Annotated in this window: 19 protein-coding genes, 1 other RNA gene and 1 pseudogene; 11 read left to right on the top strand and 10 right to left on the bottom strand. The window is 61.6% G+C overall.

Translation table 11 applies throughout. The features are described 5' to 3' along the window. Positions 1–51: 51 nt before the first annotated feature. Genes AC0L25_RS20750 through AC0L25_RS20760 form a run of 3 tightly spaced genes read left to right on the top strand, consistent with a single transcriptional unit; the run spans position 52 to position 1430 of the window. Entirely contained in the window at positions 52–534 is a 483-nt protein-coding gene (locus AC0L25_RS20750; RefSeq protein ID WP_473597234.1) for an SRPBCC domain-containing protein, read from the top strand. 16 nt (positions 535–550) lie between these two features. Then, complete coding sequence (locus AC0L25_RS20755) at positions 551–913, top strand: hypothetical protein (RefSeq protein WP_473597235.1); 363 nt, start codon at positions 551–553, stop codon at positions 911–913. A gap of 49 nt (positions 914–962) precedes the next feature. Further along, on the top strand, positions 963–1430 hold the full coding sequence (locus tag AC0L25_RS20760) for an SRPBCC family protein (protein ID WP_473597236.1): 468 nt from the start codon (positions 963–965) through the stop codon (positions 1428–1430). Positions 1431–1439: 9 nt separating this feature from the next. Here the strand turns inward: AC0L25_RS20760 and AC0L25_RS20765 are convergent, their stop codons facing one another. From AC0L25_RS20765 to ssrS, 6 genes are all read right to left on the bottom strand, one after another. Continuing rightward, positions 1440–1826, bottom strand: coding sequence for a BrnA antitoxin family protein (locus tag AC0L25_RS20765; protein ID WP_473597237.1), 387 nt, complete (start codon positions 1824–1826; stop codon positions 1440–1442). After that, a complete protein-coding gene (locus AC0L25_RS20770; protein ID WP_473597238.1) occupies positions 1783–2043 on the bottom strand; it encodes a BrnT family toxin in 261 nt (86 codons plus the stop codon). The genes AC0L25_RS20765 and AC0L25_RS20770 overlap by 44 nt, the downstream gene beginning before the upstream one ends. A gap of 11 nt (positions 2044–2054) precedes the next feature. Then, complete coding sequence (locus tag AC0L25_RS20775; protein WP_473597239.1) at positions 2055–2822, bottom strand: TerC family protein; 768 nt, start codon at positions 2820–2822, stop codon at positions 2055–2057. A 71-nt stretch (positions 2823–2893) separates the two neighbouring features. Then, the gene (locus AC0L25_RS20780) at positions 2894–3718 is read right to left on the bottom strand and encodes a TIGR00282 family metallophosphoesterase (RefSeq protein WP_095495408.1); all 825 of its coding nucleotides are present in this window, start codon (positions 3716–3718) and stop codon (positions 2894–2896) included. Between the two features lie 81 nt (positions 3719–3799). After that, positions 3800–4387 carry a 5-formyltetrahydrofolate cyclo-ligase gene (locus tag AC0L25_RS20785; protein ID WP_473597240.1) on the bottom strand — a complete coding sequence of 196 codons (588 nt, stop codon included), beginning with the start codon at positions 4385–4387 and terminating at the stop codon, positions 3800–3802. A gap of 132 nt (positions 4388–4519) precedes the next feature. Continuing rightward, positions 4520–4675: non-coding RNA, 6S RNA (ssrS, locus tag AC0L25_RS20790), on the bottom strand. Between the two features lie 182 nt (positions 4676–4857). On the opposite strand from ssrS, the gene AC0L25_RS20795 reads away from it, so the two are divergent. From AC0L25_RS20795 to msrB, 7 genes are all read left to right on the top strand, one after another. Beyond that, positions 4858–5697, top strand: a complete 840-nt coding sequence (locus AC0L25_RS20795) for an AAA family ATPase (RefSeq protein WP_473597241.1) — start codon at positions 4858–4860, stop codon at positions 5695–5697. 115 nt (positions 5698–5812) lie between these two features. Then, entirely contained in the window at positions 5813–6259 is a 447-nt protein-coding gene (locus tag AC0L25_RS20800) for a GNAT family N-acetyltransferase (protein WP_473597242.1), read from the top strand. Positions 6260–6321: 62 nt separating this feature from the next. Beyond that, positions 6322–6516 carry a type II toxin-antitoxin system HicA family toxin gene (locus AC0L25_RS20805; protein WP_473597243.1) on the top strand — a complete coding sequence of 65 codons (195 nt, stop codon included), beginning with the start codon at positions 6322–6324 and terminating at the stop codon, positions 6514–6516. 9 nt (positions 6517–6525) lie between these two features. After that, positions 6526–6930 (top strand): type II toxin-antitoxin system HicB family antitoxin, encoded by a 405-nt coding sequence (locus AC0L25_RS20810; protein WP_354492713.1) that lies wholly within the window; start codon positions 6526–6528, stop codon positions 6928–6930. Positions 6931–6939: 9 nt separating this feature from the next. Next, positions 6940–8130 (top strand): vWA domain-containing protein, encoded by a 1191-nt coding sequence (locus tag AC0L25_RS20815; RefSeq protein WP_473597244.1) that lies wholly within the window; start codon positions 6940–6942, stop codon positions 8128–8130. Beyond that, positions 8131–8952 (top strand): MBL fold metallo-hydrolase, encoded by an 822-nt coding sequence (locus tag AC0L25_RS20820; protein WP_473597245.1) that lies wholly within the window; start codon positions 8131–8133, stop codon positions 8950–8952. A 111-nt stretch (positions 8953–9063) separates the two neighbouring features. Continuing rightward, positions 9064–9468: a peptide-methionine (R)-S-oxide reductase MsrB gene (gene msrB, locus AC0L25_RS20825; protein WP_473597246.1), complete on the top strand. Its 405-nt coding sequence runs from the start codon at positions 9064–9066 to the stop codon at positions 9466–9468. 60 nt (positions 9469–9528) lie between these two features. Here the strand turns inward: msrB and AC0L25_RS20830 are convergent, their stop codons facing one another. Next, on the bottom strand, positions 9529–9873 hold the full coding sequence (locus AC0L25_RS20830; protein ID WP_473597247.1) for a hypothetical protein: 345 nt from the start codon (positions 9871–9873) through the stop codon (positions 9529–9531). A 216-nt stretch (positions 9874–10089) separates the two neighbouring features. Here AC0L25_RS20830 and AC0L25_RS20835 point away from each other — a divergent pair. Beyond that, a pseudogene (locus AC0L25_RS20835) lies at positions 10090–10601 on the top strand (arsenate reductase ArsC). A 27-nt stretch (positions 10602–10628) separates the two neighbouring features. On the opposite strand, the gene AC0L25_RS20840 reads toward AC0L25_RS20835, so the two are convergent. From AC0L25_RS20840 to pyc, 3 genes are all read right to left on the bottom strand, one after another. After that, complete coding sequence (locus AC0L25_RS20840; RefSeq protein WP_473597248.1) at positions 10629–11084, bottom strand: hypothetical protein; 456 nt, start codon at positions 11082–11084, stop codon at positions 10629–10631. A 53-nt stretch (positions 11085–11137) separates the two neighbouring features. Beyond that, entirely contained in the window at positions 11138–11398 is a 261-nt protein-coding gene (locus AC0L25_RS20845; protein ID WP_023800031.1) for a DUF2312 domain-containing protein, read from the bottom strand. A gap of 160 nt (positions 11399–11558) precedes the next feature. After that, positions 11559–15017: a pyruvate carboxylase gene (pyc, locus tag AC0L25_RS20850; RefSeq protein WP_473597249.1), complete on the bottom strand. Its 3459-nt coding sequence runs from the start codon at positions 15015–15017 to the stop codon at positions 11559–11561. Positions 15018–15087 lie beyond the last annotated feature (70 nt).

Here is a 15087-nt window from a genome sequence, read left to right on the forward strand (position 1 = left end):
GTTATATTTTTATAACATAATACCGATCTGATCAAGGAAGGAGCTGTGGATATGTCTCTTGGATTCAGAGTTTCGGGCCGCATCGGCAAACCGGTCGCCGAGGTCTTCGACGCGGTCGTCAATCCGACGAAGCTCAGCGGCTATTTCACCACGATCGGCGGCGCCAGCGCGCCGCTGGTGGCCGGCGCCGAGGTCGTCTGGTGGGGCAAGGTGCCGGTCGAGGTCGACGAGGTGAAGAAAGACAGCCGCATCGTGCTGCGCTGGGACGCCACCGACGCCGACGGCAAGCCGGCCTACAAGACGCGCATCGAGATGAATTTCGAGCCGCTGGACGACGGCGGCACCTTCGTCACTATCGCCGAAACCGGCTGGCGCGAGGACGCGGTCGGCCTGAAGAAGTCCTACCTCAATTGCGAGGGCTGGTCGCAGATGCTGGCCTGCATGAAGGCCTATGTCGAATACGGCATCAACCTGCGCGACGGCTATTACCGCAGCGAGATGAAGGGCGAGCCCGCCAATGAAGACAATATCTGAGAAGACGGAGGAAAGAATGACTGCGAAAATTACCGGCGGCGTCAACATCGCCATGAAGGTGCCGCCGCACCAATACCAGGAGACGATCGCTTTCTACCGCGATGTTGTCGGCTTAAAACCGTTCACAGCCAAGGCGCCGGCCGTTGGTTTCGAACTCGGCCCCAATCGCCTGTGGATCGACGAAGCGCCGATGCTGAGCCAGGCCGAGGTCTGGCTGGAGCTGTTCACCGACGATTTTCCGGGCGCCGCCGATCATCTCGCCAAGGCCGGCGTCGTGCGCTGCGACGCCATCGAGGCACTCGGCGAAGGTTTTCGCGGCGGCTGGATCACCAATCCGGCCAACATCATTCACCTGGTGCGCGAACCCGACGCCTGGTGACCCCGACGCCTGGCGACAGGGGCGGCATCGACTTGAGAAGGAGGACGACATGGACATCCGCGAGACACCGGTCGCAGAAGCCGGCATGCTGATCCGGCGGCCGGTCGCAGAAGTGTTCGAAGCCATCGTCGATCCGGCGATCACCACGAAATTCTGGTTCACTCATGGCAGCGACAGGTTGGACAGCGGCAACGAGGTTCGCTGGGAATGGCGCATGTATGGTGTTTCGACGCCGGTCACGGTCAGCGAGATCGTCAGGAACGAAAAGATCGTCATGCAATGGAGCGATCCGCCGACCACGGTAGTCTGGACCTTTAGCGAGATGCCGGGCGGCACGACCTTTGTCGAAGTCCGGAATTTCGGCTTTGCCGGCAGTGCCGACGAGCAGGTCAAGCAGGCGATCGGCTCAACCGATGGCTTCGCGCTGGTCCTCGCCGGCGCCAAGGCCTGGCTGGAGCAAGGCTTGACGCTTGGCCTGATCGGCGACCGCCATCCGAAGGGTGTGCCGACGACTTAGCTGGAGCGCTCAGGATCGCCGCTTTTCCTGCTCCGCCACATGACGACGGAGCACGCGATTGATCTCGGTTTGATAACCGCCACCCTCGACATGCTCCTTGAACCAGGACAGCACATCAGCGTCGAGCCGAATGGTCACCGGCTGCTTGAGCGGTCGGTAAAGATGCCCGCGGCGAGCATGAATCCAGTTCTCGGCCGGCGCTTCCGGAATGTCGGAAGTATCAATTTCATCGTCAGGCAAATCAGCCAGCTTGGCAAGTTGATCGCGCTGATCCTGGCTAAGCTCCTTCCTGCTCATAGCGCCTCTTTCATGCGGCGTCGCCTTTCGGGCGCCGATAATCCGAACCCGCGCTTCATCTTCGAGATCGGGGTAAGTGTGAACGACGAGCAGGATCACCAGCGTTTCGATCCATCCCGACCGCATGCCATCGCTGCTCCCCATCTTCGAACCGATCAGGCACAATCAGATGGAGCGGATCGTCGAAGACATTCTTTGCGAGATCGAATGCGACACCATGTTTGGCCAGATTGCGCTTGGCCTTTTCGGCATCCCACTCAAACTCCAAGGCAGCACCATTATTTACAATATTGTACGTACAATACCTAAGAGTCAAGCGTCAATGGCTTAGTGCCCGGCGCCGGCCTTTGTCTTTCTCCGACGCCGCGCCAGCATGTTGAGACCCTCGACCAGCGCCGAAAAACCCATGGCGGCGTAGATGTAGCCCTTCGGCACATGGAAGCCCATGCCGTCGGCGATCAGTGTCATGCCGATCATCAGCAGGAAGCTTAGCGCCAGCATGACGATGCTCGGGTTCTTGGCGATGAAGTTGGCGAGCGGTCCGGCCGCCAGCATCATCACGGTGACTGCCACGATGACGGCGATATACATGATGGCGATCTCGTCGGTCATGCCGACCGCGGTTATGATCGAATCGATCGAGAAGACGAGGTCGAGCAGCAGGATCTGGAAAATCGCGCCGGCCAGCGAAAGCTGCAGCGTCTCGCCCATCATCGTGTCCTGGTGATCCTCGAGATCGACCGTGTGGTGGATCTCCTTGGTCGCCTTCCAGACTAGGAACAGGCCGCCGGCGATCAGGATCAGATCGCGCCAGGAAAAGCCGTGGCCGAAGGCGGTGAATACCGGCGCCGTCAACTGGACGATGATCGAGATGGTGGCTAGCAGCACCAGCCGCATGATCAGCGCGGCAGAAATGCCGAGCCGCCGGGCGCGGGCCCTTTGTGCCTCCGGCAATTTGTTGGTCAGGATCGAGATGAAGATCAGATTGTCGATGCCGAGCACGACCTCCAGCACGATCAGCGTCAGCAACGCGACCCACGCGGTCGGATCAGAGACAAAGGCGAAATGCGGCGCCAGGAATTCGATGAGCTGCATGGAGGTCGTCCCCTCTTACGATCTAGAGCAGTGTCGCCGGCAGTTAGGTATCGCAGGCGTTGATATCAATGTCACGACCAGAAAGATGGCGCCGTTTCCTCGAGCCGCGGTCCGCGGCGAAACGGCGCAATCCGCTCGGTCAGGCCGCTGCGATCCGAAATGTCGACGCCGACGCCGCACAATGTCGCCGGGCCGGTCGCCGCCTCGAAGCGTCCTTTCGGCACCTTCGACAGAAACCGGTTGAGCGGCTCCTCCTTGTCCATGCCGAGCGAGGAATCATAGTCGCCGCACATGCCGGCGTCTGAGATATAGCCGGTGCCGCCATTGAGGATATGGTGGTCGCCGGTCGGCTGGTGCGTGTGGGTGCCGACGACCAGGCTGGCGCGGCCGTCGACGAAATGCGCAAAGCACATTTTTTCAGAGGTCGCTTCGGCATGGAAATCGATGACCACCGCATCGGCCTGCTCGCCGAGCGGGCAGGCGGCAAGTTCGCGCTCACCGGCCTGGAACGGATCGTCGAGTTCGGGATGCATGAACACCCGGCCCATGATGTTGGCGACCAGAACGCGCGCGCCATTCCTGGCGATGTAGACGCCGGAGCCGCGGCCAGGCGTACCCTTGGGAAAATTGGACGGACGCAGGAACCGTTCCTCGCGCGGCGCGAAAGCCAGCGCATCGCGCTGGTCCCAGACATGATTGCCGGTGGTGACGACATCGGCACCCGCCGAGATCGTCTCGCGAAAGATCTCTTCGGTGATGCCGAAGCCGCCGGCGGCGTTCTCGCCATTGACGATGACGAAGTCGAGTTTGAAATCCGAGATCAGGCCGGGCAGTTGTTCCCATACCGCTGTGCGTCCCGTCTTGCCGACCATATCGCCGAGGAAGAGAAGTCTCATATAAGCATGATCCCGAACCGAAGGTCAGCGAAGCAAAAAGCTGCATGACTTTCGGAAAAGACCATGCGTCCAGGAACTTATCTACAATTTCGGCGCGAACCGGCGCAACCCGTTCTCGGTGAGTATTTCCGAGATGATCACGTCATGCGGCTCGTCCGGCACCAGCGCCACCTCCTGGCAGTCGAAAGCAATGCCGATCAGCCGCGGCGGCTGCCCCTTGTCGACCAGGCGCGCGATCGCGCGGTCGTAGTAACCGGCGCCGTAGCCGATGCGGTGGCCGCGCGCGTCGAAAGCCGCGAGCGGCACCAGCATCACCTGGGGATCGAGCACCTCGGCCCCCTCATGCGGCCCGACGGTGCCGAAGCCCATGTCGATCATCGGTGCGCCGCGCACCAGTTCGCGAAAGACGATGGTGGTCTTGTCGAGAATGGCGGGGAGGCAAAGCCTTGCCCCCTTTTCGCGCAAAGCGAACATCAGCGGCCGGACGTCGACTTCCGAGCGCATCGGCCAGAAGCCGGAGACGATCTGGCCAGGCTCTATCGCAATGCTGTCCCGCGCCGTCTCGGCCATTTCGAGCGCTGCCTCCACCCGCCAGAATGGATCGAGCGCGTCGCGGCGCCCGAGTGCTTCGCGTCGCAAATGTCTTTTCAGATCTTTCGAGGATTTCATGCGCGGACGGTAGAAAAGGTCAGATTTGGGTGGAGTTTTAGGAGCGACGTTTTGGAGGAACGGAGCGACTTTCGTTCGTTGGCACCGCACAAAGCGGCGCGACGACAAATCCGCTAAATTGGCCTTGATGGGTGACGATCCACACAACCGGTGGAGAGAGCGATCCCGGGAACCTACAAAGTAGGTGGGCGCCGTATGAGAAAACCCACGGGTCTTCCCAGGGACAGCTCCCTAGGGATCATTAAGGCCCCGGGGAAAATGTTCTCCTGCCGGGAAGCGCAGACCGTCACGGCCAATATAGGCCGACGATCGACCAAGCGCCATAGAGACGGCCATGTTCGGCGGCTTAATTCGTCGCAAAGCCCTGCCTGGGACCTGCGCGACACGAGGTTTCACCGCGTCCTCGCCGCGGTGCCTTGCACAGGCTGGACTGTCTCCTTACGGTTGCCACCACAAACCGAGGAGCAAGAATGCGTTTCGAAGGCACGGCGGCCTATGTCGCCGACAAGGACCTGATGGTGGCGGTCAATGCGGCGATCGCCCTGGAGCGGCCATTGCTGGTCAAGGGCGAGCCCGGCACCGGCAAGACCGAACTGGCCCGGCAAGTGGCGGCGGCGCTCGGGCTCGATCTGATCGAATGGCATGTCAAGTCGACGACAAGGGCGCAGCAGGGCCTCTACGAGTATGACGCCGTGTCGCGGCTGCGCGACAGCCAACTCGGCGATATCAGCTTCAACAACATCGGGAACTATATTAAGCGCGGCAAACTGTGGGACGCCTTCGCGACGGCCAAGAAGGTCGTGCTTCTGATCGACGAGATCGACAAGGCCGATATCGAGTTCCCCAACGATTTGTTGCAGGAACTCGATAGGATGGAGTTCTTCGTCTACGAGACCGGCGAAACGATCCGCGCCGCTGTGCGCCCGATCGTCATCATCACCTCCAACAACGAGAAGGAATTGCCGGACGCCTTCCTGCGCCGCTGCTTCTTCCATTATATCCGCTTTCCCGACGTCGACACGCTGCACCGGATCGTCGACGTGCACTATCCCGGCATCAAGCAGAACCTGGTGCGTGCCGCACTCACCCAGTTCTACGAGATCCGCGACGCGCCGGGTCTGAAAAAGAAACCGTCGACCTCCGAGGCACTCGACTGGATCCGCCTCCTCGTCGCCGACGACATCGCGCCCGAGGACCTGCGCGCCGACCCGAAAAACGCGCTCCCCAAGCTGCACGGCGCGCTTTTGAAGAACGAACAGGACGTCCATCTGTTCGAGCGCCTGGCGTTCATGGCGAGAAGGCAGGGGTGAGGAGCGGCCCGTGCAGCGAGCGAAAGGGATCGGACAGCGCTTTCCCCTTACTGGACCGTTGCCGCCAACCAGGCACCGAGGCAGCTTGGGGCCGAAGCTTCGGAAGGGAAATGAAATGACCGAGATCACTGTCCGCCCCTTGGCGCAATCCGACCATGCCGACTGGCAACGTCTGTGGACCGCCTACCTCACCTTCTACGAAACCAGACTGCCGGAAGAGGTCTATGCCGTCACCTGGAAGCGGCTGTTCACGGAAGGTGAATTCGAGCCGAAGGGGTTCATCGCCACCCTCGACGGCAAGGCGGTCGGCCTGACGCACTATCTCTACCATCGCTCATGCTGGTCCGAAAAAAACAACTGCTATCTGCAGGACCTGTTCGCCGACCCGGAGGTGCGCGGCAAAGGCGTCGGCGCCGCCCTGATCGAAGCGGTCAAGCAGGAAGCCGGCAAGATCGGCGTCAAGAACGTCTACTGGATGACGCACGAGACCAACACCACCGCGCGCAAGCTCTACGATCACGTGGCGCGGCGCACCGGCTTCATCGAGTATGATTTGATGTGATGACTGCCGCCGATTGAAACGGCCGCTGTTGCGCAATATATTGCGCATGATCAGGAGTGCTCGTGCCGTTGATCGAGACCAACACACGCAAGATCGTCGCGAGGCTTTTACGTGACGGCTGGGTGAAAGTAGGCGGCGGCAAGCATGAGAAGTATGAGCATCCGGAGAGACCGGAGATCATGATCATCGTGCCGAGGCATCGCGAACAATCTCTGGGTGTCGCGCGGTCGATCGCCCGGCTTGCCGGATGGATTTAAGGAGGAACCATGACGCACTATGTCGGAATTCTTGACGGCGCAGATGATGTCTGGGGAGTGCGGGTGCCCGATCTTCCGGGATGTCACGGCGGTGGCGCAAGTCCCGAGGAGGCGATAGCCGATGCGACCTCCGCCGTTCGCGAGTGGGCCGAGGCACGGATGGCGAAACACTTGCCCTTGCCCGGCTCGCGCACGGTGGCAGATCTGCTCCGACTGGGCGAAATCGATAGCGCTGCCGGCGAATCTGCCGTGATGATCCCCGTGCTGATCGATTCCGGACGGCCTGTCAGGGCCAATCTGTCGCTCGACGCAGGCCTTTTGGCCGCAATCGATGCCGAAGCGAGCCGACGCGGCCTCACGCGTTCCGCCTTCATCGCCAGCGCCGCACGGGAGAAGATCGAAGGGCACAGATAAAGTCGGACGATGTTCATCCCCTTCTTCCTCGAACTGAAGGCTGCGCGGATTCCCGTCTCGCTCCGAGAATATCTGTCGCTGCTGGAAGGGCTAGAGGCGGGGCTGGTCGACTATGACGTCGAGGGATTTTACTATCTCGCCCGCTCAGCACTGGTGAAGGACGAGCGTCACATCGACCGTTTCGACCAGGTCTTTTCGCACGTTTTCAAGGGCGTCGAAGCGCTGGCTGGCGAAAACGCGGTCGATGTCGAAAACATCCCTGAGGAATGGCTGCGCCGGCTTGCCGAAAAGCACCTGACCGATGAAGAGAAAAAGCTGGTCGAGGCCTTGGGCGGTTTCGAAAAGCTGATGGAAACGCTGAAAAAGCGGCTGGAAGAACAGAAGGGCCGCCACCAGGGTGGCTCGAAATGGATCGGCACCGGCGGCACCTCGCCCTTCGGCGCCTATGGCTACAATCCCGAAGGCGTTCGCATCGGCCAGCATGAGAGCCGCAACCGCCGCGCGGTCAAAGTCTGGGACAAGCGCGAATTCAGGAATTTCGACGATTCCGTCGAGCTCGGCACCCGCAACATCAAGATCGCGCTGAAGCGCCTGCGCCGCTGGGTGCGCGAAGGCGCCGAGGAGGAGTTCGACCTGCCCGGCACAATTCACGCCACCGCCGAACATGGCTATCTCGACGTGCAGACGCGGCCCGAGCGGCGCAATGCCGTGAAGCTGCTGATGTTCTTCGATGTCGGCGGCTCGATGGACGATCACATCAGAAGCGTCGAGGAGCTGTTTTCGGCCGCCCGCGCCGAATTCCGCCAGCTCGAATATTTCTACTTCCACAATTGCCTCTACGAGGGCGTGTGGAAGGACAATCGCCGCCGCTATGCGGAGGTGATTCCGACTTTCGATCTGCTCCACAAATACGGTCCGGACTACAAGGTGATCGTCGTCGGCGACGCCTCGATGAGCCCTTATGAGATCGCGCATCCCGGCGGCTCGGTCGAGCACTGGAATCCGGAAGCCGGCGTCGTCTGGCTCGGCCGTCTGCTCCAGCAATGGCCGAACGCGGTGTGGCTCAACCCGGAAAATGAGAAGCACTGGGGCTATACTCATTCGATCGCCATGATCCGCGATATCTTCGGCGGCCGCATGTTTCCGCTGACGCTCGCCGGGCTCGAAGCCGCGACGAAGCAACTTTCAAGGAAGCACTGAATGGATTCACGCAAAACAGGACGGCCGACCTGTTTCTTCTGCCTGCAATGTGGTGTCCAGTTCGCGGCGGCAGCGACGCCGCCGCAACATTGCCCGATCTGCGAGGACGAGCGGCAATATGTGCGCTGGGAGGGCCAGGCCTGGATCACGCCGGAAGAGCTTGCCGCCGGGCATCGGATCGTGATGAAGGACGATGCCGGCGTGCTCGCCTTCGGCATAGAGCCGCGCTTCGCCATCGGTCAGCGGGCGCTGCTGGCGCAAACGCCGCACGGCAATGTGCTGTGGGACTGCATCTCGATGGTCAGCGACGAGGCGGTGGCCGAAATCAACCAACGGGGCGGCCTCACCGCAATCGCCATTTCGCATTGCCATTATTACTCGGCAATGGTCGAGTGGAGCGAAGCGTTTGGCGGCGTGCCGATTTATCTGCACGCCGATGACCGTCAGTGGGTCATGCGGCCGCATCCGGCTGTTATCAGTTGGGAGGGCGAGACGCGCGCCCTAAACCCCTCGCTGACGCTTATCCGCTGCGGCGGTCACTTTGCCGGTGGCCAGGTGCTGCACTGGAAGCGCGATGGCGGCGACGCCATCCTGGCCGGCGACATCTTGCAGGTGACGCCAACCCGCCGCCATGTCAGCTTCATGTACAGCTACCCGAACTACATTCCGCTCAATGCGGCGAAAGTGCTCGGCATCAAGGCTGCACTGGAGCCTTTCGCGTTCGACCATATCTATGGCGCATGGTGGAGCCAGAACGTCATCGGAGATGCAAAGACGGCATTTGCAGGGTCTGTTGCACGGTATCTCGCGGCGATCGCCTGAGGAATTCTTCGCGACAGGATTGGAAAAGCAGGCAGACGCCGTAACAAATACCTATTTTTAGGCGAACTTGGGAAGACAACCCCAATAGCGGCATGAGCTAAGAGGCAAAAAATGGATAGTCACACCTACCCAGTCACGCGCACCGATGCCGAATGGCGCGCCCGGCTGACGCCGGAGCAATATACGGTAATGCGCAACCACGGCACCGAGCGGCCGGGAAGCTGCGCCCTGCTCCACGAGAAGCGCGCCGGCACTTTTTCCTGCGTCGGCTGCGACCAGCCTTTGTTCGAATCTAAGCTGAAGTTCGAGAGCGGCACCGGCTGGCCGAGCTTCAACGATCCGGTGCCCGGTTCGGTCGAGACGACCGTCGACCGCAGCTATGGCATGGTTCGCACCGAGTGCCACTGCGCCCGCTGCGGCAGCCATCTCGGCCACGTCTTCGAGGACGGCCCACCGCCGACCGGCCTGCGCTATTGCATCAACGGCGTCGCGCTGAAGTTCGAGCCGGCTGCCTGACTGGAATTCGACGGTGGTAAGGGACGGCTTCGCCCGGCCTATGTCGGCAGCACTGTTCTATCAGATCACCACCACCAGTATCAGCCACAGCACAGCCCCCAGCGTCATCAGGGAAGCCTTGACGCCGGGGGATTTCTCGGCGGTCCGCCACACTGCAAAAGTTAGAAAGAAATTGTACGGCACCGGCGCGAAATGTACCGCCAGAACGAGAGCGAGCGGCAGCTTCAGCCCGAGCAGGATCAGCGCCAGCACCGACACTGCGATGTTGATCGCCGTGCCGACAAGGACAAGATCGCGCCAGAACAGCCGATCGAGCGGGGCCGTGCCTTGCCAGCGCGAGCGGAAGAAACCCGCCGCACGGCCTGCCTTGCCGTCTTCGCCTTCGAAGGCCTCTGGCGCACTCATCGATGCGGCTTTCTCTCATTCGACAGCCGCAGAGATGTCCAAAACAGCAAGCCTGTCAACGCAAGTCGATCATCGGCACGCAGGCGTATGATTGGACAGATTGTCATCAAACGGTCGTGAAACCTTTCTACGTCGCCCTTGTCGGCATCTCGGCAAAGATACCTTGCCCGAATCTGCCGCCCCCATCATCCAGTCGCCTGCCAAGGAGGTCTTGAGATGAGCGATAATGTCTACAACGTGCTGTTTCTTTGCAACGCCAATTCGGCGCGATCCATCATGGCGGAAGCCATCCTCAATCGGATCGGGGCCGGCAGGTTCAAGGCCTTTTCCGCCGGTTCGCAACCGAAGGGCGAGGTCTCAATCCCTACGCACTGCAGCTGCTCGAAAGCCTCAATTACGATACGAGCTTCGCCCGTTCGAAAGGCTGGGACGAGTTTGCCGAGCCCGACGCGCCGGAAATGAACTTCATCTTCACGCTTTGCGACAGCACCGCCAATGAATCCTGTCCGATCTGGCCGGGTCATCCGATGACCGCGCTCTGGTCTATACCGGACCCGGCCAAGGCGGACGGCACCGAAGCCGAACTGCACCTTGCCTTTGCCGATGCCTATCGCATGCTCAACAACCGCATCTCGCTGTTCACCAATCTGCGGGTGGATGCACTCGACCATCTGGCGTTGCAACACCATCTCGATGCGATCGGCCGCGACACGCCGAAGCCGAACTAGCTCAAGCGGCCAAACAGGCGGGCGAAGTCACGAACCGGCTTCGCCGCCCTCGCCCAGAACCTCGGCAACGGCGCGCTCGAAGCGCGATGTTTCCGTCACCAGCCAGTCAGCCATGGCCGGCCAATTGTCCTCGGCAAAGCAGTTCACCCGCCACAGCGAATTGATGCCAAGGCCCTCGCAACTCTGTTCCGGCTTGAGTTTCAACCTGTCTTCGATCGCCGCCTGGAACGGCTTCAACCGCGACCAGGCTTCCGTTGCCCCGAACTTCTCGTTGCGGCCGAAGAAGACGCCGACATGGTTCTGCGCCGGCGCGACATACATCGAAAGGACCAATGCGAAGTCGGGCAGCCCGCGCTGCCAGAACCAAGGTCCACGCCGTGCCATCAGAGCCCTTTCTTCCGGATGCCGTTCCGAAAACAGCGTCCAGAAGCCGCGTTGGCGGAATTCAGAGGCGCGGCGGGCGCCAAAGTCGAATTCGCTCATGGTTCGACCCGTTGAGGGCGCGCAATCGGCGGCGCCCAGGGCTGTTACCAGCCTTACACCATGCCGAGAGCGGCTTTGTAGAGGTCGAGGATCGTTTCCTCTTCTTGCCGCTCGGCCTGGTCCTTCTTGCGCAGCCGGATGATCGACCGCATCGCTTTGGTGTCGAAGCCGGTGCCTTTGGCCTCCGCGAACACTTCCTTGATGTCGTCGGCGATCGTCTTTTTCTCTTCCTCGAGCCGCTCGATGCGCTCGATGAAGGCTCGCAGCTGGCCGGCGGCAACAGTCTGGCTGGTCTCGGTGATGTCGTCGGCCATTTTTTCTCCGCGTCGTTTTCCATGCCGCGACTCACGAACCGTCGCGGCGAATTTGCAGCGGTTCGATGCCCGACCGGGGGCGACCGGTCAAGCTGTTATCGACGAGGCATGAAGGACTGCCGCCAGACGCAGACAACCCTGTTCGGGCAACATTTCTGTCTCATCCGAATGCGATCAGCAGATCTTTGGCGTCGATCTGATCGCCGGCCTTGACCAGCACTTCGGCGATTGTGCCGTCGCGCTCGGCATGCAGTGCCGTTTCCATCTTCATCGCCTCGATCGACAGCAGCACGTCACCGGCCTTGACCGTCTGGCCGGCGGCAACGGCGAGCGCCGAGACGACGCCCGGCATCGGCGCGCCGACATGCGCCTCGTTGCCTGGCTCGGCCTTGCGCCGCGCCTTGGCGGCGGAAGCGCCGTGGGCCCGGTCTGGAACCTTCACCCGGCGCGGCTGGCCGTTGAGCTCGAAGAAAACGGTGACCATGCCCTTCTCGTCGACCTCGCCGATGGCCAGGCAGCGCACCACCAGCGTCTTGCCCTTCTCGATGTCGACAAAGATCTCGTCTTCCGGCTTCATACCGTAGAAATAGGTCGGCGTCGGCAGCACGCTGACCGGCCCGTAGGTTTCCTGCGCTGCGGTAAAGTCGGAGAAAACCTTCGGGTACATCAGCCATGAGGCGAATTCGAATTCGCTGAGCTTGCGCTCGAGCTTGTCTTCGATCTCCTTGCGGCTGGCCTTGAGATTGGCCGGCTTCAGCAGGGAGCCAGGCCGGGCCGTGATTGGCCTGTCGCCCTTAAGCACCTTCTTCTGCAGTGCCTCCGGCCAACCGCCGGGCGACTGGCCGAGATCGCCGCGCAACATCGACACGACTGAATCCGGGAAGGCGATATCCCTGGCCGGATTTTCGACATCGGCAACCGTCAGGTCCTGGCTTACCATCATCAGCGCCATGTCGCCGACAACTTTGGACGACGGCGTCACCTTGACGATGTCACCGAACATCAGGTTCACGTCGTGATAGGTCTGCGCCACTTCGTGCCAGCGTGTCTCCAGACCAAGCGAGCGCGCCTGTTCCTTGAGATTGGTGAACTGCCCGCCTGGCATTTCGTGCAGGTAGACTTCCGAAGCCGGCCCCTTCAGGTCGCTCTCGAAGGCGGCATACTGGTTGCGCACCGCCTCCCAGTAGAACGAGATGGTCCTGATCCATTGCGGATCGAGACCCGGATCCCGTTCGGTGCCCTTCAGCGCCTCGACGATCGAGCCCAGGCAAGGCTGCGAGGTGTTGCCCGACAGGGAGTCCATCGCAGCGTCGATGGCGTCGACGCCGCTGTCCACCGCCGCCAGCACCGTCGCCGCCGACAGGCCTGACGTGTCGTGCGTGTGGAAATGGATCGGCAGATCGGTCGCCTCGCGCAGCGCTTTGAACAGTGCGCGGGCAGCACTCGGCTTCAGAAGTCCGGCCATGTCCTTGACCGCGATGATATGGGCGCCGGCCGCCTGCAACTCCTTGGCCAGCGCGACATAGTATTTGAGGTCGTATTTGGCGCGGGCCGGGTCGAGTATGTCGCCGGTGTAGCAGATCGCCGCTTCGATCAGCTTGCCCTCGGCACCGACCGCGTCCATGGCGACGCGCATGTTGTCGACCCAATTCAAACAGTCGAAGACGCGAAACAGGTCGATGCCGCCGACGGCTGCCTGTTTGACGAAATGCTGGACGACATTGTCGGGATAGTTGGTGTAGCCAACGCCGTTGGCGCCGCGCAAAAGCATCTGAAGCAACAAATTGGGCGCTGCCTCGCGAACCAGCAACAGCCGTTCCCACGGGTCTTCGGTGAGGAAGCGCATGGCGACGTCGAAGGTCGCCCCGCCCCAGCATTCGAGCGACAAAAGCTGCGGCAGCGCACGCGCATACGTGCCGGCAATGCCGGCGATGTCATATGTGCGCACCCGCGTCGCAAGCAGGGATTGGTGTCCGTCGCGCATCGTCGTGTCGGTGACCAGCACCTCTTTTTGTGTGCGCATCCAGGCCGCGAATTTCTCCGGCCCAAGCGCGTCGAGCTTCTGCTTGCTGCCATCGGGCACATTGCCGTTGAGATAGGGCACCATGGGTGCCGCCGCATCGGCCTTCGGCTGCGGCCGGCCGCGCGTCTCGGGATGGCCGTTGACGCTGACATCGGCCAGGTAGTTGAGCAGCTTGGTCGCACGGTCCTGCCGCTTCACGCTCGCGAACAGTTCCGGCGTCGTGTCGATGAACTTGGTCGTGTAGGAATTGTCGGCGAAACTCGGGTGATTGATGATCGCCTCGAGGAAGGTGAGATTGGTCGCCACGCCGCGAATACGGAACTCGCGCAGCGCCCGGTTCATGCGGGCGATGGTCTCGGCCGACGTCGGTGCCCAGGCCGTCACCTTCTCCAGCAGCGGGTCATAAAAACGGGTGATGACAGCGCCGGAATAGGCGGTGCCGCCATCGAGGCGGATGCCGAAACCGGTGGCGCCGCGATAGGCGGTGATGCGGCCATAATCGGGGATGAAATTATGCTCGGGATCTTCCGTGGTGATGCGGCACTGCAGCGCGTGGCCGTTGAGCCTGATATCCTTCTGCGCCGGCACACCCGATTCCGGCGTACCGATGGCGAATCCGTCGAGGATATGGATCTGCGCCTTGACGATGTCGATGCCGGTTACCTGCTCGGTGACGGTGTGCTCGACCTGGATGCGCGGGTTGACCTCGATGAAATAGAACTTGCCGGTGTCGGCATCCTGCAGGAACTCGACCGTGCCGGCGCCGATATAGCTCGTCTCGCGAGCGATCTTCAGTGCATAATCGCAGAGCTCCTCGCGCCGTGACATTTCGAGATATGGGGCCGGCGCCCGCTCGACCACCTTCTGGTTGCGGCGCTGGATCGAGCAATCGCGCTCGAACAGGTGCACGGCATTGCCGTGTGTGTCGCCCAGCACCTGCACCTCGACATGGCGGGCGCGCTCGATCAGCTTTTCGAGATAGACCTCGTCCTTGCCGAAGGCGGCTTTCGCTTCGCGCTTGCCCTCCGTCACCTCGCGAGCGAGATCGGCTTCCGAGCGGATGGCGCGCATGCCGCGGCCGCCGCCGCCCCACGATGCCTTCAGCATCACCGGATAGCCGATCGTCTTGGCGAGTGCCTTCACCGCCTCGATGTCGTCCGGCAAAGGATCGGTGGCGGGAATTACCGGCACGCCGACCTCGATCGCCAGGTTGCGTGCGGCGACCTTGTTGCCGAGCCTGCGCATCGTATCCGGCTTGGGTCCGATGAAAATGATGCCGGCCTTGGCGCAGGCTTCGGCGAATTCGGGGCTTTCCGACAGCAGTCCATAGCCCGGATGGATGGCATCGGCGCCCGAAAGCCTGGCGACGCGGATCACTTCCTCGATCGACAGATAGCTTTCGATCGGCCCCATATCCTTGGTCAGATGCGGCCCGCGCCCGACCTGGTAGCTTTCATCCGCCTTGAAGCGGTGCAGCGAGTATTTGTCTTCCTCGGCCCAGATCGCAACGGTTTTGAGGCCGAGTTCGTTCGCCGCACGGAAGACGCGAATGGCGATTTCGGACCGGTTGGCGACAAGGATCTTCGTGATTGCCAAGGACAGGGCTCCGGACGCTGACGGGAAGGGGCGTGGCGCCATGATTAACGTGAAAATGCTGCAGCGCAAA

The organism is Mesorhizobium sp. WSM4813, from assembly GCF_055811555.1.